The sequence below is a fragment of the uncultured Ellagibacter sp. genome, from assembly GCF_934617235.1.
In the GTDB taxonomy this organism is placed as follows: domain Bacteria; phylum Actinomycetota; class Coriobacteriia; order Coriobacteriales; family Eggerthellaceae; genus Ellagibacter.
This window is the reverse complement of the sequence record NZ_CAKTTZ010000051.1, coordinates 1-19,047: the sequence shown is the minus strand read 5'-3', so window position 1 is coordinate 19,047 and position 19,047 is coordinate 1. Positions and strand designations below refer to the sequence as shown.

The following is a 19,047-nucleotide window of genomic DNA, read 5'->3' as shown; positions in this document are numbered from 1 at the left end:
CGTCTGCGGCGTCCATCGCCGCGCGGCGAAGCGTCTCGTCGGCAGGGAAGGCGAGCGTGGAAAGTCCCGGCGTTTGCCCTGGGGCATAGCCTAGGTTTCCCACGTCCATGATGTGGTTCACAGCGTCGGTCGCCACCACGATGTCCCCGATGTCGATCGAGGCGTCGAGCGATCCCGCTACGCCCGTGTTCACCATACCGCGAACGGCGAAGCGGTCGATGAGAAGCTGTGTGTGGGCAGCGGCGTTCACCATGCCAACGTCGCATTGCGCGACGACGACGGGCACCCCTGAAAGGGTTCCCGTGAAGAATGAAAGCTCCGCTATGTGGGCGACATCGACTACGCCTTCTGCGGCCATGCTTTCTTTCAGCAGTTCAACCTCGATGTCCATTGCGCCGATGATGCCGATTGGGTTTTCCATCAATGTGTCCTAGTCCAGAAGCGCCGGATAATGCGTGTGCGCGTCGTCGAGCACAGAAAGCGTGTCGGCCACGTAGCGCCGCGCCCACCATTTCGCCTGAGCCAGATCGGAGTCGTGGTAGTTGCCGCACTCCTCCGGCTTCGCGCCGGGAATCTCGCCTTCGAAGTCGCGCGCGAACTCGAACAGGCGAAGCACCAGGTTGGCAACATCGGTAGATTCATAGGCTCCGAACAGTACGAGATAGAACCCGGTGCGGCAGCCCATGGGCCCGAAGTAGATCACGCGGTCCTTCCATTCCGCATCGTTGCGAAGGAAGGTGGCGCCGAGGTGCTCGATCGCGTGCACGGCAGCGGTGTCCATCACCGGCTCGCGGTTCGGCGCCGTCATGCGCAGGTCGAAAGTGGTGGTCACGCACCCGGTTTTCTCGTCGGCATCGCTGCGCGAGACGTAGACGCCGGGCTCGAGCTTGGTGTGGTCAACGGAAAAGCTTGCGATTCTTTCCATGGATTCGCTCCTTTGAAGATGGTCTTAATTGGAAGGATATACGATTCGCCGACGTGCGCAAGCGCGCTCCCCGTCGTTGGCGTTGCTGGGCACGGTACGGGGGCGCCTCGCCACAAAATCCACTTGTATCGGTTGGCTCTGGTGCGGGGTGGCGGATGGCTCACTTTGCGCCTGGCGCGAAGAAAGATGAGCCCGATGTCCCAAAAAGCGTTCGCCTTGGGGCTTCGCCCTTCGGTTTTCGCGCGAGCTCCTGTATCCTTAGCGGATAACAATGGGAAAGTGTCAACCGAGAGGGGTCGTATGAAAACTAGTTCTCAGACAGCGTTGAAGGTTCTGTCGATTATCGGCATCGTCGTGGGAGCGATTATCGCTGTTGCGGGAATCGTGCTCACCGTGGGCGCTAACGGCATCGCACTGTCCCAGTCGAGTTACTCGGGCGCTGGTGTTGCGGTATTGGGCACGATCGGTGGCGTGATTCTAATCGTTGCGGGCGCTTTCGACATCGTCGTCGGCGCATTTGGCGTGCGCGGTGCGAACGACCCGTCGAAGATCGGCGTGTTCTGGGTGCTGTGCATTATCGGCATCGTGTTCAACGCGCTCGGTCTCATCATGGAGGCGACTGGTTCGGGAATCAGCGCTAGCAGCCTGATCGGCACGCTGTTCGTGGTCGTTTTGTTCATCCTCGCGAACAACATCAAGAAGCAGGCTTAAAGTCCCGCCGTTCATCTTCGGCTGACATAGTTTTTCGCTCGAGCGAAGCCCGCAGGCAGTAATGCTGCTAGCGGGCTTCCCTCGTTCCGGGAACTAAAGGTGCAGCTCGCCCGCATCTCGGGCATTTTGATGCTCCTGGAGGAATATTACTTTTGCAGCTAAGGCAAGGGGGTCGATTATCAAAAAAGACCTGGACGTCCTTGTGCGGTGTAACCCCCTCACATCGCCCGCACTTCATGCAAATCAAGCACATGGGATCATCTCCTATGAAGCGGCTCGAGCGATTCTTTTGATTGCTTTGTGACTTTGATTCTCTGGAATCATGACGCCATAAGAGCTTTCTCCGTCCCTGATAAGTACGACTAGCTTGCCGATTACTGCTTGGTTGTGCGTAGTCATATCACACGCAGCCCACTCATCGCAAAGCGCAATCTGATACATTGGACCGCCACCGAAATCGAGCATTTGCCGTTTCCAGAGATTCTGTACTCTTCCAGCTGCCCAAGAAAAGTTCCGGGTTTCGAGAATGGTGCAGGTTTTATCGTAGCTGCGCCAACGGAGAATCATCCATGTGAGAATGAAAGCGACTGTGATAAGCCCACCCAGAACGACAGTCCACTCCCTCGAAGCGAAGAGAAGTGCTGCTGTGAGTATTAAAGCTGCGGCTATATAACGGGTTGTCGATTTCGCGCAATCATGCTTTTTGCTTTGGAATATCTTGACGAGTGCTTCGGGATTCGGGTAAGTCGATCCTTCGTGCCAGGTAATCATATCTTTCTCCTTTCGAAACGGTTGTACTTTCAGGGTAGGTCCAGCCCGCCGTGTGCTTCATCCCGTGAAACACACCTATCTCTTATGTGATCCCGAAAGAATGTCGCGTATTTCACCTGATGCCTTGAAAGGCTGTCTCAGGTGCTCTTAGGTCGATTTCGCTCCAATCTTGTTCGAAATCAGGACATAACAGCGATGAATGGCCTTCAGCCGGAAGGCATTATTCCCATGAAGCGGTTAGGTAATGCCTCAGTTTTTGGGCCAAGCTGATGGTTGAACCTGGCGCTGTTGGTAAGGAGGAGGCTTTTCTCCCTCGCCCATTCACTTGCTCTACTGAGGTTTTAACGGTCGAGGGGGGGGGACGTTCTCGTAATGAAACAAGGAGGTTGGTAATGGGAGGGAAACCAGTTGCTGCGAATGCCGGTTCAGGAGAAGTGAGCATCCAAGCTGCAGCAGTCGAAAAACCAGCGCAATCGAAAAATGAACGCCCTGGAGGGAAACCGGGTGGAGGGCCTGGAGGGCGCCCGCCAAAGAAGTTCCTAGGGAAGACGTCGGAAAAAATCGGCTTTGTTTTAGGTATCGCAGCTCTCCTGGTTCTTTGGTTCTGCCCGCCAGTATGGGGCTTGGAACCAGTTGGCATGCATATGCTTGGAATATTCGCCCTATGTTTGATCTTTTGGATTTTTAACCCAATCCCTGCTGAGTTGACGGGCTTGCTCCTCATGATTTTGCCCGTTTTGACGAAGACGGTCAGTTTACAGGTTGGATTCAGCGGTTTTCAAGCTTCAACTACGTGGTTTATTTTCGGAGGATTGATCATTGGCCGATTGATTCAAACGTCTGGACTTGATCGGCGCATCACATTGAACATCGTGCGTATCTTTGGCGGAAAGAACCTATCGCTGTGGAAGGTTATCTTCTGCGTTATCATCCTATCTTTCGTTCTCACGTTGGTCGTTCCTTCAGGTACTGTTCTTGCGCTGCTTTTGGGTGCTCAGATTTACCCATTGGTCAAACTGTACGGTGTTGATGAGAAGAGTACTGTTGCGAAAATGCTTATGGTGACCATTCCCGTATTCGTTCTTCTGTGCGGCAATGAGTCTCTGTCGGGTTCGTCTCACAACCTTGTTCTTCTCGGATGTCTGGAAAAGGGCGGCATTTCGATTTCGTGGCTCGGTTGGTTCCTTGCGATTCTTCCGGACACGATAATCATCACTGTTTTCGTGCTCATCTTCTTCAAGTTGTACTTTAAGCCCGAGGTTCTTACGGTGCCCGGTGGTCAGGAGGAGATCAAAGAAGAGCTGGTGGCTCTTGGGAAGTTCAGTGTGGACGAGAAAAAGTCGCTTGTGTTTTTCCTGGTCGCGCTAGTGCTTTGGGTTACCAATAGCTTGACTGGAATCCATGTAGCCCATACGGCGCTTGGTGTGGCTCTTCTGGCTCTATTTCCTGGAATTGGCTGCTTGGAGTTCAGGAGCACGCTTAAGAACATCAACTGGGCGATGATTCTCTTCGTTGCCGCAGTGCTTGGCATCGGCAGCATGATGGCAGCTGTTGGTCTCGAGGATGCGTTCACGAATTTCTTCAACGCAATTTCGCCTTACTTTGGCGGTTGGCTTGGCTTTACGGTTTTGCTGTGGCTCTTGGCGCAGATTACCGCATGGCTTGGTCTTGCTATTGGTTCGCCGATGTTGTTCGTGCCGTTCATGTTCCCCATTGCTTCCGGTATGGGGATGCCGCCGGTCTATGCCGCTCTCATGCAGGGCTACATGCAGCCGACGGTGATGTACTACCATGCGCCTGCTCCGATGGTGGTTGCCGACTACGGGTGCTACACGCAGGGTGATTACATTAAGACTCAGCTGGTTGTTTGCCTCGGGAAAATCGTTGCAACGCCGCTGCTGGTCTGGTGCTGGTGGCCGCTTCTTGGCAGTATTGGAATCCTGTAGCTTTCCTAAGGCTAATTAATAACTATCGGCATTACTTATATGGGTCAATATGCGACGGGCGCAATTGGATACGCTCGCGTCCGTCGCGACATCCTATCAGCATTTTGCTTAAGGAGGAGATATGACGGCAGTTGAAACTCCGAATACGTACGATGCTCTTATGCAGACGTTGAAATGGCGCCGCAGCATCAGAAAGTTCACGGATGAACCAGTGTCGGATGAAGAGCTCTACAAGATTATCGATGCCGCACACTATGCGATGTCGGGTGCGAACTCCCAGCCATGGGAATTCATCGTCATTAAGGACAAGGAAACGATGCAGAAGTTGCGTTTCGTTTATGAGAATGACGACTATCAGTTTACTTATTGGTTGGAACAGCAGCGAGATCCCAAATATCGTCATCCATACTTCAACTATCCTCCCGAGGAGATGGAGGAGCAGATGAAGAGGGCAACTGGATGGGCTGATGCACCGGCGATGATTGCGATAGTGTGCGATCCTCGAAAACAATTCGGTTCCGTACTGTCCGCGCGCGCAAATCTCGCAGATGGTTCCGTGAGCGTTTTATCGTGCACGATGGGCCATGTCTCTATGCTAACTCAGCTTGCAGCTGCATCTTTGGGTTTAAGCTCCGCTAGAATAGATACCAATTCTCAGGATGGGTATCGCGAAGTGCTGGGTCTTCCCGAGCCGATGCGCTTGTACACCATGGTTCCAGTTGGACATCGGGCATACCAACCTGGTCCGCCCCGCCGTCTTCCGACCGAGGATTTGATTCATTACGAGCGATATGACGCCAATCGCCTTATGACAGGTGCGAAGTTCCTTGAGCATCTCGATATGATTCGTGGAGCGTCTAAAGGAAGCTATGGCGGCGGTAAGCCTAAGGACTAGGTGATTCGAGCTTGTATATTTTAAATGGCGGGAGCTGGTCTCCCGCCATTTTTATTCTAAGCTTTCGCTTGGGTCGGACTCGAGATGTTTGTCGTGCTGGTCGCGAATCGCTTCCGCTAGAGCATGCATATCGACACGCTCTTCCTCGATAAGGTCCATGACTTCTTGTCTAGAATGGACATCGCATTTCCGATAGATGTGCGTGACGTGCGAATCGACCGTATGAGGCGAAATAACAAGTCGTTCCTCGATAAGCTTGTTAGAACGGCCTTTCGAGAGAAGAAGGAAAACTTCGAATTCTCGCTTTGTAAGACCGTATCTTTGGGCAACTTGGTTTGTCTTATATTGGAACACGTCTTCGGGTCCGGATATGGGGAGGGGCTTCTCGGGTTCACTGGCGGGGAAAGAGATGGGTTCTTCGTCGCCATCTCCCTTAGCGCTGTCGGGGAATAGGCCGCTTTCCCTAAGAACTATCGTTGTAACGATAACAAGAATGACGACACCGCCAAGGCAGAGCGTAGTGAAGAGATCTTTGTCCTTGAACAGGCCGTTATGGGACATGAAAAAGCCGCATGAAGTTCCAAATAGCAATCCCCACGCATAGCATATTCGGCTAGATAAAAGGGCTCTTGCTGGTGCGATGCGATTCCGAAGTGCAGAATCGTATATGAGGACCCAACAAATAACATCGAACAGCTTAAAGCTGAAAGCGCCCAAAAAGCCGGCGGCGTTAAGTGGCAAGTTTTGAACGAATGGGAGTATGACAAGGGTTATGACCATAAGGGGCAAGACAACGAGATACACGGGGCGGAGTTTATCGATCCGTGATGCCATTCTTGTTGCCACGATAATCACTGCACCTGCTATAAATGACGCGAGGAGCATAAAGCCGCCGTCTGCTTCGATTTCGATTCCATTACGCGTAGTAAGTGGATTGACGAGTGCGGAGAAAACGAGAGCGTAAACGAAGATGCCGACCAGAATCCTAATGGTTGGGCTTGGGATGCCTCTGTTTCTATGCGCGTATGACTCTTTGACATCGAGATTCCCGATAAACAACGGGAATTCTTTAGCCTGATAAAACAGCACAAATGAGGCTGCGGGCAAGAGTGCTGCAACAGTACGTGCGACAGGCAGGGGCAGGTAGCAAAGAATATACGTGATGGCTGCACCGAGAATGATGGCGCCAGAGATGCAGAGACATAGATCAGAGGGGTCGATTTTGCAGAACAGGCGTATCCAGGCAAATGTGCATATTGCTCCGGTCGTACCGCAGAAGAGCCACCCTAGGATGGTTGCCGCAAGTGCGGGCCCTCCCTCGAAGTGGACTGACAGTAAAAGCAGTCCAACGCTCGCAAGTCCGAGCGCGGAGCCCGTGAACGCCAATGTATGATTCTCCTGGAGTATGTCAGATGCTATTCTCTGGCAGAGGTATGCCAATAGCAAAAGGGTGAGCGCGTCGGAAAGGTAAGCAATCAGTCTTGGTGCAGCGATAATTGTTGGTGTACTGCCAGCAAGAGGGAAGACGATGGATGTTGAAAAGCACAGCCAAATCCACGCGAGGAAGAGCCCATAACCTGCAAGGCTTAAGTAGATAGCGTTTCGCGATTTGCTCGATGCAACCGCCTCCTGCATGGTTAATGCCATGAGCGGGCCCCCTTCTCGTATGGATGCTGCGGACTTGTAGCAGTGCGTATGCAGCAAACGCGCTAGCGAAAGATCCCCATTTTGCATCAGGTCTATGCGGCAATCATTAAAATGCCAAAGACAACTCATCCCTCGTAATTCAGTGTAGCAGAAAAGACAACGAACCTGTTGTGTCGACAAGTAATGGTCTATATTCATTTTGCCAGTTCACATGGCCGAAATAACGACTAATGCGAACATTCAGGTGTTTTACCTGACATTGTTTAGGGTCAAAAATCGGGTTCAATAAGCGATGCATTGGCATCTTCCTATCCGTAGCATTCCGAATAGAGACGCGGCTAGTTTCCCGAGCAGCTTCGAACAACCTTGGAGCAAGGCCCATGCGAGGGTCCGCGAATCGACAAGCGCAAGAGGAGCGCTCAAAGGAGAGGAAGGAGCGAGAAATGCCTGAAATGACCGGAAAACCTCCGCTGACGAAGAAGGAGGATATCATTCAGGTTCCCCACGTCCACAAGGAGTATCAGTGGGAGGAGGACGGCTATATCGTCACGCGAGGAAGCGCGTGGTCAGGCCCTGGTTGTCACGACGGATGCGGCGTACTCATGTATGTCGACAAAGAGACGGGAAAGCTCGTGAAGGTCGAAGGCGACCCCGAGAATCCGTACAACCAAGGGCGCTTGTGTGTGCGATGTCTCGACGTTCCCGAGGTCGTAAACAGCCCCGACCGATTGCTTCACCCTATGAAGAGGGCCCGTGACCAGCGCGGAAACCCCGATGCGTGGGAGGAAATCAGCTGGGACGAGGCGTTCGACATCGTCGTGACGAAGCTCAACCAGATCAAGGAGGAATACGGCCCGGAGACCGTTTGCTTCTATCAGGGCACGGGTCGCGACATCAGTGCCTACCTCACACGTATCTGCTATGCGTACGGAAGCTCGAACTACTGCTATGCCCTTGACGGCCAGTCTTGCTGGATCCCCCGCATGGCGGGCGGATTCGCAACAGCGGGCGGTTTTTACGTCATGGACTGCTCGCAGCAGTTCCCCGATCGCTATGACAATCCCGAATGGCGCCCGCCGCAAACCATTCTCCTGTGGGGGAACAACCCTGTCGTCTCCAACTCGGACGGCTTCTACGGTCACTGGTTGACTGACTGCCTCAAGCGTGGTTCGAACATGGTCGTCATTGATCCCCGCGTGACCTGGCTTGCCACTAAGGCGAAGATCTACATGCAGATTCGCCCCGGCACCGACGCCGCGCTGGCCCTCGGCATGCTCAACGTGATTATCAACGAGGATCTTTACGATCACGACTTCGTTGAGCGCTGGACCTACGGCTTCGACGAGCTCGCTAAGCGCGTTCAGGAATACCCGCTCGACAAGGTGTCGGAGATTACGGGCATCCCCCAGGAGAAGATCCGCGACGCTGCGCGCATGTTCGCGACTGAGGGCCCTGGTGCAATCCAGATGGGGCTTGCCGTCGATATGACGCGGGTGGCGATCCCCTGTGCTCATGCGATTTGCGCAATCTACCAGATTTGCGGGTACGTTGATGTTCCGGGCGGCATGACGCCAGTCGTCACTTTCCTGCTCCCCGACCAGTCTTCCGGAAATGAGTGGGTCACCGAGAAGGCGGCCGCCGCTCGACTTGGAAAGGACAAGTACCCGCTCCTGACGTACGGCGTTCAGCTCGCATCGACCGAAGAGGTCCTTCTCGCAATCGAAACGGGCAAGCCGTACGTGCCGCGCGCTGCATGGTTCATGCAGACCAACATTCTCGCATGCACCTCTGCCGAGCCGCGCCGCGTGAAGAAGGCCTACGAGAAACTCGACTTCATCCTTGCCAATGATCTTTTCATGACGCCCTCCATCCAGGCTCTCTGCGATTTGGTTCTTCCGGCCCAGACGTATCCCGAGCGCAATGGCATCGTCGCGGGATGTGGGATGCAGCGCGCCGAGGCCATCAACAAGTGCCCGATCAAGATTGGCGACACGAAGTCCGACCCCGAAATCGTGCTGGAAATCGGCCGTATGCTCAACCCTGCCGCCTTCCCCTGGGACACGGTCGAGGAGATGTTCGGCGCGATGTGCGTGGAAGGAACGAGGGATTTGACCTTCGATGATCTCCGCGAGGTGTCTCCTGGCTTCCTGCCGTTCACCTACAGGAAGTACGAGAAAGGTATGATGCGGCCGGATGGGCAGCCTGGATTCATGACGGCTACAGGTCGAATCGAGCTCTATTCCAATTTCTTCCAGAATCTCTGCCACATCGATCCGATGCCTTATTACGAGGAGCCTGTCCCGAGTCCCATCTCGACTCCCGATCTTGCGGAAAAGTACCCGCTCATCCTCACGACCGGCGCGCGCACGTGGTCAATGTTCCACTCGGAGCATCGCCAGATCCCCCGACTTCGTGCGATGCGCCCCGACCCGCTCATTGAGGTGAACCCGAAAACCGCCGAGGAGTTTGGCGTTCGCGATGGCGATTGGGTCTGGGTGGAGAACCATGTGGGTCGCGCGCAGCGCAAAGTCAAAGTGACGCCCACTATCTCAGAAGGCGTTGTCAGTACGGACCATGCTTGGTGGCGTCCCGAGGAGAGCCCCAATAATCTCTACAACGTCGACGAGCTGAACATCAACAACCTCATCGTGCACAATCCGGGCGATTCCGGCTTTGGAGCTAACTACAAGGCCATGATTTGCACGATTTACAAGCTGAAGGAGGGCGAGCGTCATGCCTAAAGGAATTCTCGTCGACTACGAGTGGTGCTCTGGTTGCCATACGTGTGAAATGGCCTGTCAGGTTGAGAAGCAGCTTCCTTCCGATCAGTACGGCGTCAAGTTGGCTGATGTCGGGCCGTACAACATCGAGGGCGATGATTGGGTGTGGATTCACATGCCTATCTTCACGAAGCAGTGCGATCTTTGCGCAGAGCGCGTGGGCAAGGGGAAGGCCCCGAGCTGCGTGCAACATTGTCAGGCTGCGATTATGAAGTACGGCGAGGTCGATGAGCTCGCAAAGGAGTTGAGCGTCAATCCCAAGCAGGTTCTTTACAGCTTCGATTAATGTGCCATCCCCGTTACGCAGATTATCCTCCACTCCCCTGAAAAGATAGTCTGCTGCCGCAACTGCCCCGAAGTGTCTCCCTCAATACCCTTTCGGCACTTCGGGGCACACTTTAAGCAATCACCATCAATGTAAGGAGGATGATTAGATGGGCATTACCGACTTGCGGGGACTTATCAAGGAGCTTGAAACGCGCAAGCAAGTTGTTCGCATCACGGACGAGGTTTTTCCCGAGCCGGATGTGACTCGCTTTGTTAAGGCGGCCCTTGATGATCCCGACAATGGCCCAGCGCTTATCTTTGAGAACATCAAAGGGTATAAAGGGCAGAAGCTGGTCTTCAACACCCTTGCGAGTTGGAAGAACTGGGCAACTGCGTTCGATGTCGATACGAGCACATCTGTCTACGACAAGTACAAGATTATGGAAGAGCGCTGGCCCGAATGCGCGAAAGGCGAGGTCGAGTTCGTCGACGCAGCCGATGCGCCGTGCCAAGAGTGCGTTATCGAGGGCGATGACATTAACATGTACGATCTCCCTATGTTCAGGTCGAATACCGGCGACGGTGGGTTTTTCATAGGGAAGCCGGCCATCGTGACCGTCGACCCCGACGCCCCCGACGACCTGAATATGACCAACGTCGGTATGTATCGCATCCAGATTATGGAGAAGGACACTACCGGCCTGCAGATTATGTTCGACCATGATGGCGCGAACCATCTGCGTAAATGGGAAGCGCGGGGGGAGAACATGCCCATCGCGTTCTGCGTCGGCGCCCCCCCTGCCGTCTCGTCTCTCGCATGCATTCCCCTTGACTACAACCAATCGGAGTTCAATTATGCGGCGGGTTTGCAGGGCGAGCCCTTGAAGCTGGTCAAAGCCTCAAACGGCATTCCCGTCCCTGCGTATGCGGAATACGTCTTCGAAGGCGAAGTGCTTTGCGGAGTCCGGGAGCCAGAAGGCCCTTACGGTGAGTTTCCAGGCACTTATTCCGGGGTTCGAAACCAGTGCATCATCAAGATCAAGCGCATTACTCATCGAAAAGATCCGCTTTTCGAGGGTATGTATCTTGGCGATTGCCATTGCGAGGGGAATTGCATGTCGAATTTGATTACATGCATCTCCAATACCGAGGCGATTCGGGAGCGGACCCCCGAGGTTGTTGCCGTGAACGCAATGGTGGCGCACGGTATGGTCCTGATCATTTCCGCGAAGATGAAGTTCGGTAACTTTGCGAAGATCGTTGCATACAATGCCGCCTCGTCTTCGGCGGGAATCGGCCATGGGAAGTTCATCATTGTCGTCGACCCCTGGGTCGATCCGTTCGACTACGAGATGGTGCTTACGAAGATGTCGTTCAGGGTTCGCCCGGACAAGGATATTACCATCATCCCGTACGATGTCGGGATGGGGCTCGACCCCTGCAATGACCCCGTCGGCGTTTGCGGCCGAGTCTTCATTGACGCAACCACTCCTGTGGCGCCCGATCATATGCGGGATGTCCAGCAGATCGAGATCGACTATGCCGAGCAGGCGTCCGTCTTGAAGCGGCTGCTTGCCGAGATTCGATAGGAGCTCGCTATGAAGTGTGTGAGATGCCTCAACGACCAAGCCTATGCCGTATCAGAAGCGCCTGATGGAAGCGGGGCGTGGGAGGTCTATGCCTGCCCAATCTGCCACTATAACTGGCGCAGCTCTGAACCGGATTACATTACCGATATCGAAAAGCGCGATCCGAGGTTCCAACTTACAAACGAGGAAATCGCTGGTTTGGGTCGATTCATTTAAAAGCCTTATCCCCTTCTTGTTCTTTTTTGCCAGCGTGGAAGGGGATAGGCTGCCGAATGCCAATCCCTGGGTTTGTCCTTCGGCAGTGATGGCCTTATGCGGCCAGGGCTGTTCGGCGGCCCCGATAAAGGGGGTATTGTGAAAATCATCATAGGAATCAGCGGAGCGACAGGCGTTCAGATGGGCGCGCGACTTCTTGAGGTGCTGAAAAGCATGCCCGAGGTCGAAACCCATCTCATTGTGAGCAAGGGTGCGAAGCTCACCTTCGAGAAGGAGGCGAACCAACCTCTTGAGGAGGTGATAAACCTTGCCGACTACTCATACGACGACTCGGAGTTGTCTGCCTGCATATCAAGCGGTTCTTTTAGGACCGATGGGATGATCGTCATCCCCTGTTCTATGAAGTCGCTTTCAGGCATTGCGAATGGTTATGCGGAAAACCTGCTTCAGCGGGCTGCGGATGTGTGCTTGAAGGAGAGTAGGAAAGTGGTGTTGGTTCCTCGCGAAATGCCGTTAGGGAAGATTCATTTGCGGAACATGCTCACTTGCGCAGAACTGGGCTGCTCGATCATTCCGCCAATGCTGACGTTCTATAGTGATTATCCGACAGCGGAAGACCAGATCGACCACGTGATTGGTAAAGTGCTCATGCAATTTGGAATTGAGTACGACCGAATGAAACCGTGGGATGGGCGTTAGGGAAAGGACCTCGAAATGACGGAAGGGGATTGCGCCACAAGGCGCGTATCGATAGGGGAAGGCTGTTTCCGGGTTGAGCTCACGGTGGTCGAGACTTTCGGCAGGGGGGCGTGTGCTATGCTCGTGGGAGGTGACTCGCCTCACGTCGGGGGAGTGGCTGTCGCTATTCCGAGAGCGAAAACCAATCGTGCTGGTATCACTTGTGATATTTCCCAAATATGCCTTCCTGGTCACAAGGACGTTCATGCCGCCTCGAAAGTCGCCGACATTCTCGCAAAGGGCATCAATGAGCCTGTTTCGGTCACCGCCGGAATCCATATGGACGGAGCGGATGAAGAGGATATTGCTCAACTTCTTGATAATGCGAAAAGTTGCGCCGAGACCTGGCTTCGCCAGCATCGCCTTGTGTGACTACAGTCGCGCTTTCGCTTTCTTGCATAGTTGTGCAATGGGCTCCTCCATGTGCGACCTGAGCTCTCTTGCGGCTGTGGCAGACGCGGTGTCCTCCAAGTGGTCGAACACTTCCGGCAGCTTAATGGGGATTTCGTCTGCGTAGAGCGTCATCAACTCGACACATCCTTCAACAGTGATTCCGATATCGTCAAGGCGCGACTGCTTCACGAGTTTGCTCAGGTTGTTGGCCGTGACGCATCCCGCCCGGTTTTCTCCGCCTATCGACATAGCGAGTTTCGGCGGCTTTGTCTTCCATGTGTTGGGCTTTACGTAGGGAGCGATTGAGGCGACATCGTACATGGGTGCCAGTCGATGTTCCCCATTTGCATCGATCATAATGGAGTAATTCTTCGCATGGGCATCGGTCGCGGCGATGAGGTAATTGAAGAAGAGCATTTGCAGAAAACCCGCTATGTTGTTTTGGGCCGCATTGCCGGTCGACTTCAAAAGCTCAAGGACGTCGGCGCAGCTAGGGCCGCCGGAGTCGGTGTATTTGTTTTCTGGCAGGCATCCAAGCGCTTGGCAGAGGTCTTCCTGATGCAACCGTTTCACGACGTTGCCGCTGGTTAGACGATCGTATCGCTCGATTACTATTGCGGGCTCGATTCCTCCCGCGCCTTCAAACTCATGGTACTCGACTTGGGCAGTGTTGACTCCGCAGGCTACGGCAAGGCGCATGCATACATACTCGTTTAGGGCCTGATGGGAAAGGCCCCTTACGCCGCTTTTGAGAATGTGCGTGGTTGCTGCCGCGCCTTCGCAGGAGAACCATTTGCCGCCTTGTCTTCTGAGCGCGAATTTGCTCTGTTGGCCTCCAAGGCTCCAATGCTCGTTATTCGCGAGCCATCCAGAGCCTTCCTCGCGACCAGCTGAAAGCCTTCGCGCGATATCCGCATTGTCGATGGGGACGAGCTTCTCTTCTTGCGCCGCATTCTCGTCTGGCGAGCAGAATTGAACGGCACCGGGGCAGTCCAGGCCGATGACGCTCAAGAGTGCAAAGGGGTTGTTCGGAGAAACTTCTGCATTTGCAGCAACGGCTTTTCTTGCAGACTGATCCTCGGGGAGGAGACCCCAGAGATATGGCCGTACGGTTTTGTCACGATAGGTTCGAGTCGACAAGGGCATTGCCGATGAGAGCGGTACGCCGCGGTATCCCTGAAGGTAGGCGAACGAAAGCTGGCCGGAGTCTTCTTGCGAGAGCACGCCGGCCTGCTCTCCTGAAATGATTACATCCAATTGGTTGCGCATTATTTTGCCTTTCCCGTAAGAATCGCCAGGGCGTCGAAGGTGTTATCGCAATGCGGAAGTGCGTCGGCCGGCTTCACGCTCGGCGTTTCTGTCTGGGCATTAAAAATTGGGACATCGCCTTTGTCTATTCGCAGGTCGAGTCCGAGCGCTCCCAATACGGCAGTCAATTTGTCCAGTTGAACTCCAGGATTTTGGCCCAGCTCCAACGACCATAGGCATCGCTTCGAGACCCCGGCCGCCTCGGCAACCTGTGCCTGGGTCATGCCAAGCTCTGCTCGCCGATCCTTGATCGCATAGCCTACCTCGAGAGCGTCTATCATTTGGCTACCTTCCGTCTGGGTGCGAAGCGTCGCATGTTCGCATAATTTTGCGATAATGATAACTCGCAAAATTATGCGAGTCAATGATTTCGCAAAATAATGCGAACATGGAGATTGCCGCGATCCCCCTCGCCCCTCGTTGCGCTTCCCCTCTTCCCCTTACTTTGAGGTGAGTTCTTGTCCGACGCATTTTCGGCACCTATCGTTAAATGCAAACTGGGTGTTCCCGAAATCAATCGCTCGGACGACTTCAAGGAAGCGAGGGCTCGTTCATGCAAGAATCGTCTTGTCGGCGCGATCGCGTCACCTTCTTCGTGGTGCTCGCGAGCGTCTTTGTGGCGAACTTGGCGTATAACATGCTCACGACCGCGCTCCCCTCGGTCATGGCGGATTTCGAAATCGACGCGATAGCCGGCCAGCTGCTCACCACAGGCTACGTGTATGCCTTGGGCGGCGTCAGCGCCATGATCGCGTTCTTCACAACCCGATACAGCATCCGCAATCTGTTCCTGGTGGCGATGGCGTTTTTCATCGCAAGCTGCGTGATCGCCGTTTGCGCCCAATCGTACCCGGTGCTTCTCGCGTCGCGCTTCCTTCAGGCCTGCGGAAATGGCGTCCTGATTCCCCTCGTGCAATTGGTCGCTGTCGCCGTCTACCCAGAGGAGCGGCGCGGGTACGCCCTCGGCCTTTCGGGAATGGTCATCGCATTCGCGCCGGTGTTCGGCCCCACCATCTCTGGAATCGTGACAGACCTTTTGGGATGGCGCATGAACTTCGTCATGCTGGCCTGCGCGGCGTCGGTGGCCTGGGTCGTTGCCTTCTTCACCATTCGCGATATCGGCACACACTTCCCCGTGAAGCTCGACCCTCTCTCCTGCGCGTCGTTCGCAGGTGGCCTTACGTGCCTTTTGGTTGCGGTCTCGATTGCCGAGCGCGAAGGCCTCGCCTCGCTCGGGTTCCTGCTGCCCGCCGCAGGCGCTATGGCGTGTCTTGCCCTGTTCATCGTGCGGCAGCTTATAATTCCGAACCCGCTGCTGAAGCTTCGGTTGTTCAAGCGAAAGACGTTCGCGCTCGGCGTGATCCTCGCTGGACTGGCTCAGATTGCCGTTTTAGCAGGTCCTTTGCAGGCATCGCTGTTCATGCAGAACGAATGCGGGAATATGGCGCTCGCTGTCGGGTTCGTGTTGCTCCCTGGCGCTTTGGCGAACGCCTTCGCGAACACGCCGGCGGGCAGTTTCTACGACAGGTTCGGGATGGTGCCCTGCATGTCAGTGGGATTGAGCTTGCTTGCATTCGGCTCGGGCATGTTCGTCGTGTTCGATTCGTCGGTCTCGGTCGTGTGGGTCGCAATCGCGCACGCCATTCGCATGATTGGCCTGGCGTTTCTTGTGATGCCCACAACGGCGTACTGCATGACGGGCTTGGACGATTCGGAAACTAAGCATGCAACCGCGATTATCAACGCCGTACGTCAAGTTGTCGGGTCGATGGGCTCGAATCTGCTCATCGCCTTGATGGCAGTGGTGACCGTGCGGTGGGCTCCCGGCGACATCGCGGCGGCAGAGGGCTTGTCCTTACTTGGATTCCATGTGAGCTTCGGTCTGCAGGCGGCGATATTTGCGATCTTGATTGTTGTGGTTGTTGCGTCGATAGGCGGCAGGGGAAAAGAGAATAAGGCACCTTTGAAATAAAGCCTCCAAGGTGCGTCTGGGAGAGTCGTCTAAAAATGGACAAGTGTCCAGCATCGTTCGTGTTTTCATTTCGCGAATCCCTTGACGTTGTCCACGTGTTTCCTGTCGCGCCTCCGTCTGAAAGCTGTAAGTGTCCCCTTTTTGTCCTGTTGGACGGCTTCCAACACTTGCTTCATACCCCTGTGACCTGCCATAAAAAGTGTCAGTTCCTTGGCAACAATTGCTCGATGTCGATTTGCTACTGACGCGTCTTGCGCTAAAATACTCAATTCGGATATGCAATTTGGAATTGCAAAATGCGCAGAGCAAAGGAGACTGCAACATGCTTGAAAAAGAAGGGGACTTCAAGTCTTGCGCTCTTGGTTACACGATTTCCCTGCTGAAGGCTAAGTGGGAGCCGTATATCGTTTGGTACCTCGATCTCATGCCAAGCAAGCGGGCAGGGTATAGCGAGCTGCGCAAAGCGATTCCGTATGACCTTTCCCATAAAATGTTCATCCAACATCTCGGCAAGTTGGAAGAAGAAGGCGTGGTGGAGCGAATCGTGACGGACACGAAACCGCTTCGCGTCGACTATGCGTTGACGGAAAAGGGAGCGAGCTTCGCAAACGTTCTTGCGTTTCTGCGAGATTGGGGCTCCGTCTATGGGGACTTTTCGAATGACGTCGTCTTGCGTTCGAAGGGAACGAGGAAAGACGACTTCGTCATGTTCGGCCACCCCGAGGAAAAAGACGACCGCTTGGGTGGCGGGGATTGCATCCTCTGGTATATGAAGGGCTTCAGCGATTACTACAATCCGCCCAAGATCAGGCCGGACGCGGCGGAAACAAGCGACGACCAATAACAAAATAGAGCAGGTATCGAACCGACTTCAAAGTATTCCGACGCCAGCGTTTTCGGCGTGCGTCTAAGGCAGAGCCATTACGGCGACTACCAGGGGAATAATCGCGAATGCGGCGGCTGTTGAGAGCACGGTGCCCTTGGCAGCCAGCATAGAATCGTGGCCGAATTGCTCAGCGAACGATGGGGCGAGCGCGCCGATTGGCATTGCGAACATGATGGTGAAAACGACGACCAAAGACTCGTTGACACCGAGGGAGCGCAGCGCGAACAGCAGGGCGATGGGAACGATGAGCTGACGGAAGATGATCGTCGGGTACAGGCGGGCTTCCTTCACGATGGAGCTGAAGTTTGCCTCGGCGATAATGGAGCCGACAATCATCATCGCGATGGGGGAGGTGATGCCGCCTAACGTGCCCATCGCACTGGCCAAGACGTGGGGAATCTTGATCCCCAGAAGAAGCAGTGCGATCGCAATAAGGCAGGATCCCATCGAAGGGTTGCAGATCGATTTCCAGGGAAGGTCTGTGATGCTGTCGGCGATTCTCAAGATGATGTTATCGCGGCCTCCCCTGCTCTCGCCAGCCTTGTTGCTGGCGAGGATCGCGAACCCCGCACTGTACATGAAAAACGCGAGAACCATGACGAAGATGCTGGCGAACAGGGTGGTTTCGCCGCCGAACATAGACGAGATGATAGGAAGGCCGATGAAGGCGGTGTTGGTGCATATTGCCATGAACAGATAGAGCGAGCGCTGGTCAGGCGGCGTTCGAAGTAGCACATTGCACAGCCAGCCGCAAAGCAGAAGGAGCGCGAACTGGGCGATGGCGAGCAGGAACGCCAGCAGAATCAAATCGGCGACCTGCGAGGCATCGAGGTTGTTTCCCGACACGACGATCATGCACGGTAGCGTGACGTTGACGAGGATTTTCGTCAACTTTCCGCGCGTATCCGCGTCGATGTAGCCGACCTTCGCGCACACGAAACCCATGCATGCGATCAAGATCAAGATGATCATTTGGGAAATGGCCCCGGAAATACTGCTCATGTACTGAAAACTCCGATGCAAATAACGACAGAAAGGATGAGACGGCCTAGCAGCCGCCCGAATTTCTCAACGAAACCACGATAGGAAAAGTCGAATCCAGTGACAATGACGCACTCCAAAGTAAGTCTTTTCCCCGCGCGCCCACGCAAGGCACTTGTCAAGGGGGGCCTTACCTTTGGGTGCGTACCTAACTTCGGGGTGCGTTCCTAACTTTGAAGTGCGTTCTTGAGGGAATGCATCGATATGAACATTATGTGTAGAAGAAACCCAAATCGAGGGGTTTTGGGCATTGCATTCGGAATAAACGGTCGATTGAAACGGTGACTGGCAAAGAGGTAGGGGTCCGAATGCAGGCTCACGTGTCAGATTAACCAAGGAGGATGATCGCTATGATCAGCAGGTGCGGATTGATGCGTAAGAAAGACGATATGAGCATGGAGGAGTTCCAGGAGTACTGGCTGAACGTCCATGGTCCTATCGCGGCGAAGATGGAGCATCTGCGCCAATATGACCAGCATCTCGTTATCGACAACGAGCATCGTCATCCTTTGGGCCAGGGCCCGATCGTCATCGATGGCTACTCCGAGCTCCAGTTCGACAGCTACGGGGACATGCTCGAAGGTGTCGCTTCCTTGAATGGTGAGGGGGCTAACGACGTTGAGAAGTTCGCTGACCCCAACGTCAACCTCCTCGTGCTGGCGAAGCGCGAAGTCATTCGCATTCCCGAGCATCTGCGTGGCAAGGAACTCATCCAGCGCGTGTCCTTCCTGGGTCGTGCCGACGGCGTGACTAGCGAGCAGTTCAAGTACGAGTGGTGGAACGTCCATGATCACATGGTGCAGACCGCTCCCGGCTGCTGCGGCTACAACCAGAACCTCGTCATCGACCGCATCGTCGGCGGCAAGTCGGTTTCCTACGACGAGCTCCCCGTCGAGGGCGTTGTCGAGATGTGGTTCGAGAACCAGGATGCGTTCGACGAGTTCTACGCCTCGTCTGAATTC

General features: G+C 54.6%; 19 protein-coding genes. 12 read left to right on the top strand and 7 right to left on the bottom strand.

Going from position 1 to position 19,047, the window contains the following annotated elements; genetic code table 11:
- A partial coding sequence (gene mtnN, locus Q0G85_RS09080; protein WP_297157043.1) for a 5'-methylthioadenosine/S-adenosylhomocysteine nucleosidase occupies positions 1-421 on the bottom strand: 421 nt, incomplete at its 3' end.
- Between the two features lie 9 nt (positions 422-430).
- Positions 431-925, bottom strand: a complete 495-nt coding sequence (locus tag Q0G85_RS09075; protein WP_297157041.1) for an S-ribosylhomocysteine lyase — start codon at positions 923-925, stop codon at positions 431-433.
- Between the two features lie 300 nt (positions 926-1,225).
- Here Q0G85_RS09075 and Q0G85_RS09070 point away from each other — a divergent pair, with 300 nt between their 5' ends.
- Positions 1,226-1,636 (top strand): hypothetical protein, encoded by a 411-nt coding sequence (locus tag Q0G85_RS09070; RefSeq protein WP_297157038.1) that lies wholly within the window; start codon positions 1,226-1,228, stop codon positions 1,634-1,636.
- 264 nt (positions 1,637-1,900) lie between these two features.
- On the opposite strand, the gene Q0G85_RS09065 is transcribed toward Q0G85_RS09070, so the two are convergent.
- On the bottom strand, positions 1,901-2,407 hold the full coding sequence (locus Q0G85_RS09065) for a hypothetical protein (protein ID WP_297157035.1): 507 nt from the start codon (positions 2,405-2,407) through the stop codon (positions 1,901-1,903).
- A gap of 392 nt (positions 2,408-2,799) precedes the next feature.
- Here Q0G85_RS09065 and Q0G85_RS09060 point away from each other — a divergent pair, with 392 nt between their 5' ends.
- Together Q0G85_RS09060 and Q0G85_RS09055 are read left to right on the top strand one after the other, a co-directional pair.
- Positions 2,800-4,353 (top strand): SLC13 family permease, encoded by a 1,554-nt coding sequence (locus tag Q0G85_RS09060; protein ID WP_297157032.1) that lies wholly within the window; start codon positions 2,800-2,802, stop codon positions 4,351-4,353.
- Positions 4,354-4,474: 121 nt separating this feature from the next.
- Positions 4,475-5,248: a nitroreductase family protein gene (locus Q0G85_RS09055; RefSeq protein ID WP_297157029.1), complete on the top strand. Its 774-nt coding sequence runs from the start codon at positions 4,475-4,477 to the stop codon at positions 5,246-5,248.
- 51 nt (positions 5,249-5,299) lie between these two features.
- On the opposite strand, the gene Q0G85_RS09050 is transcribed toward Q0G85_RS09055, so the two are convergent.
- On the bottom strand, positions 5,300-6,895 hold the full coding sequence (locus Q0G85_RS09050) for a LuxR family transcriptional regulator (RefSeq protein ID WP_297157026.1): 1,596 nt from the start codon (positions 6,893-6,895) through the stop codon (positions 5,300-5,302).
- A gap of 443 nt (positions 6,896-7,338) precedes the next feature.
- Here Q0G85_RS09050 and Q0G85_RS09045 point away from each other — a divergent pair, with 443 nt between their 5' ends.
- From Q0G85_RS09045 to Q0G85_RS09025, 6 genes are all read left to right on the top strand, one after another.
- On the top strand, positions 7,339-9,636 hold the full coding sequence (locus Q0G85_RS09045; RefSeq protein ID WP_297157024.1) for a molybdopterin-dependent oxidoreductase: 2,298 nt from the start codon (positions 7,339-7,341) through the stop codon (positions 9,634-9,636).
- Positions 9,629-9,961 (top strand): 4Fe-4S dicluster domain-containing protein, encoded by a 333-nt coding sequence (locus Q0G85_RS09040; protein ID WP_297157022.1) that lies wholly within the window; start codon positions 9,629-9,631, stop codon positions 9,959-9,961. The genes Q0G85_RS09045 and Q0G85_RS09040 overlap by 8 nt, the downstream gene beginning before the upstream one ends.
- A gap of 148 nt (positions 9,962-10,109) precedes the next feature.
- Entirely contained in the window at positions 10,110-11,531 is a 1,422-nt protein-coding gene (locus Q0G85_RS09035) for a UbiD family decarboxylase (protein WP_297157020.1), read from the top strand.
- A 9-nt stretch (positions 11,532-11,540) separates the two neighbouring features.
- Complete coding sequence (locus Q0G85_RS10345) at positions 11,541-11,747, top strand: non-oxidative hydroxyarylic acid decarboxylases subunit D (protein ID WP_367116888.1); 207 nt, start codon at positions 11,541-11,543, stop codon at positions 11,745-11,747.
- A gap of 138 nt (positions 11,748-11,885) precedes the next feature.
- Complete coding sequence (locus tag Q0G85_RS09030) at positions 11,886-12,446, top strand: UbiX family flavin prenyltransferase (RefSeq protein WP_297157018.1); 561 nt, start codon at positions 11,886-11,888, stop codon at positions 12,444-12,446.
- Positions 12,447-12,461: 15 nt separating this feature from the next.
- The gene (locus Q0G85_RS09025; RefSeq protein WP_367116887.1) at positions 12,462-12,857 is read left to right on the top strand and encodes a hypothetical protein; all 396 of its coding nucleotides are present in this window, start codon (positions 12,462-12,464) and stop codon (positions 12,855-12,857) included.
- Here the strand turns inward: Q0G85_RS09025 and Q0G85_RS09020 are convergent, their stop codons facing one another.
- Together Q0G85_RS09020 and Q0G85_RS09015 are read right to left on the bottom strand one after the other, a co-directional pair.
- Positions 12,858-14,147 (bottom strand): type II toxin-antitoxin system HipA family toxin, encoded by a 1,290-nt coding sequence (locus Q0G85_RS09020; RefSeq protein ID WP_297157013.1) that lies wholly within the window; start codon positions 14,145-14,147, stop codon positions 12,858-12,860.
- The gene (locus Q0G85_RS09015) at positions 14,147-14,467 is read right to left on the bottom strand and encodes a helix-turn-helix domain-containing protein (RefSeq protein WP_297157011.1); all 321 of its coding nucleotides are present in this window, start codon (positions 14,465-14,467) and stop codon (positions 14,147-14,149) included. The genes Q0G85_RS09020 and Q0G85_RS09015 overlap by 1 nt, the downstream gene beginning before the upstream one ends.
- 272 nt (positions 14,468-14,739) lie before the next feature.
- Between Q0G85_RS09015 and Q0G85_RS09010 the strand changes: the two genes are divergently transcribed.
- Together Q0G85_RS09010 and Q0G85_RS09005 are read left to right on the top strand one after the other, a co-directional pair.
- Positions 14,740-16,158 carry an MFS transporter gene (locus Q0G85_RS09010; RefSeq protein WP_297157009.1) on the top strand — a complete coding sequence of 473 codons (1,419 nt, stop codon included), beginning with the start codon at positions 14,740-14,742 and terminating at the stop codon, positions 16,156-16,158.
- Between the two features lie 322 nt (positions 16,159-16,480).
- Positions 16,481-17,002, top strand: coding sequence for a helix-turn-helix domain-containing protein (locus Q0G85_RS09005; RefSeq protein ID WP_297157006.1), 522 nt, complete (start codon positions 16,481-16,483; stop codon positions 17,000-17,002).
- 63 nt (positions 17,003-17,065) lie between these two features.
- On the opposite strand, the gene Q0G85_RS09000 is transcribed toward Q0G85_RS09005, so the two are convergent.
- Positions 17,066-18,046, bottom strand: a complete 981-nt coding sequence (locus Q0G85_RS09000) for an AEC family transporter (protein WP_297157003.1) — start codon at positions 18,044-18,046, stop codon at positions 17,066-17,068.
- A 389-nt stretch (positions 18,047-18,435) separates the two neighbouring features.
- On the opposite strand from Q0G85_RS09000, the gene Q0G85_RS08995 reads away from it, so the two are divergent.
- On the top strand, positions 18,436-19,047 hold a 612-nt coding region (locus Q0G85_RS08995; RefSeq protein ID WP_297157000.1), incomplete at its 3' end, for an EthD family reductase.

What these genes read in the sequence shown, in the direction of transcription:
- Q0G85_RS09050 (WP_297157026.1), bottom strand. Translation starts at nt 6,895, where the DNA reads ATGGCATTAACCATGCAGGAGGCGGTTGCATCGAGCAAATCGCGAAAC.
- Q0G85_RS09075 (WP_297157041.1), bottom strand. Translation starts at nt 925, where the DNA reads ATGGAAAGAATCGCAAGCTTTTCCGTTGACCACACCAAGCTCGAGCCC.
- Q0G85_RS09035 (WP_297157020.1), top strand. Translation starts at nt 10,110, where the DNA reads ATGGGCATTACCGACTTGCGGGGACTTATCAAGGAGCTTGAAACGCGC.
- Q0G85_RS10345 (WP_367116888.1), top strand. Translation starts at nt 11,541, where the DNA reads ATGAAGTGTGTGAGATGCCTCAACGACCAAGCCTATGCCGTATCAGAA.
- Q0G85_RS09010 (WP_297157009.1), top strand. Translation starts at nt 14,740, where the DNA reads ATGCAAGAATCGTCTTGTCGGCGCGATCGCGTCACCTTCTTCGTGGTG.
- Q0G85_RS09045 (WP_297157024.1), top strand. Translation starts at nt 7,339, where the DNA reads ATGCCTGAAATGACCGGAAAACCTCCGCTGACGAAGAAGGAGGATATC.
- Q0G85_RS09025 (WP_367116887.1), top strand. Translation starts at nt 12,462, where the DNA reads ATGACGGAAGGGGATTGCGCCACAAGGCGCGTATCGATAGGGGAAGGC.
- Q0G85_RS09000 (WP_297157003.1), bottom strand. Translation starts at nt 18,046, where the DNA reads ATGAGCAGTATTTCCGGGGCCATTTCCCAAATGATCATCTTGATCTTG.
- Q0G85_RS09015 (WP_297157011.1), bottom strand. Translation starts at nt 14,467, where the DNA reads ATGATAGACGCTCTCGAGGTAGGCTATGCGATCAAGGATCGGCGAGCA.
- Q0G85_RS09005 (WP_297157006.1), top strand. Translation starts at nt 16,481, where the DNA reads ATGCTTGAAAAAGAAGGGGACTTCAAGTCTTGCGCTCTTGGTTACACG.
- Q0G85_RS09040 (WP_297157022.1), top strand. Translation starts at nt 9,629, where the DNA reads ATGCCTAAAGGAATTCTCGTCGACTACGAGTGGTGCTCTGGTTGCCAT.
- Q0G85_RS09020 (WP_297157013.1), bottom strand. Translation starts at nt 14,147, where the DNA reads ATGCGCAACCAATTGGATGTAATCATTTCAGGAGAGCAGGCCGGCGTG.
- Q0G85_RS09065 (WP_297157035.1), bottom strand. Translation starts at nt 2,407, where the DNA reads ATGATTACCTGGCACGAAGGATCGACTTACCCGAATCCCGAAGCACTC.
- Q0G85_RS09070 (WP_297157038.1), top strand. Translation starts at nt 1,226, where the DNA reads ATGAAAACTAGTTCTCAGACAGCGTTGAAGGTTCTGTCGATTATCGGC.
- Q0G85_RS09060 (WP_297157032.1), top strand. Translation starts at nt 2,800, where the DNA reads ATGGGAGGGAAACCAGTTGCTGCGAATGCCGGTTCAGGAGAAGTGAGC.
- Q0G85_RS09055 (WP_297157029.1), top strand. Translation starts at nt 4,475, where the DNA reads ATGACGGCAGTTGAAACTCCGAATACGTACGATGCTCTTATGCAGACG.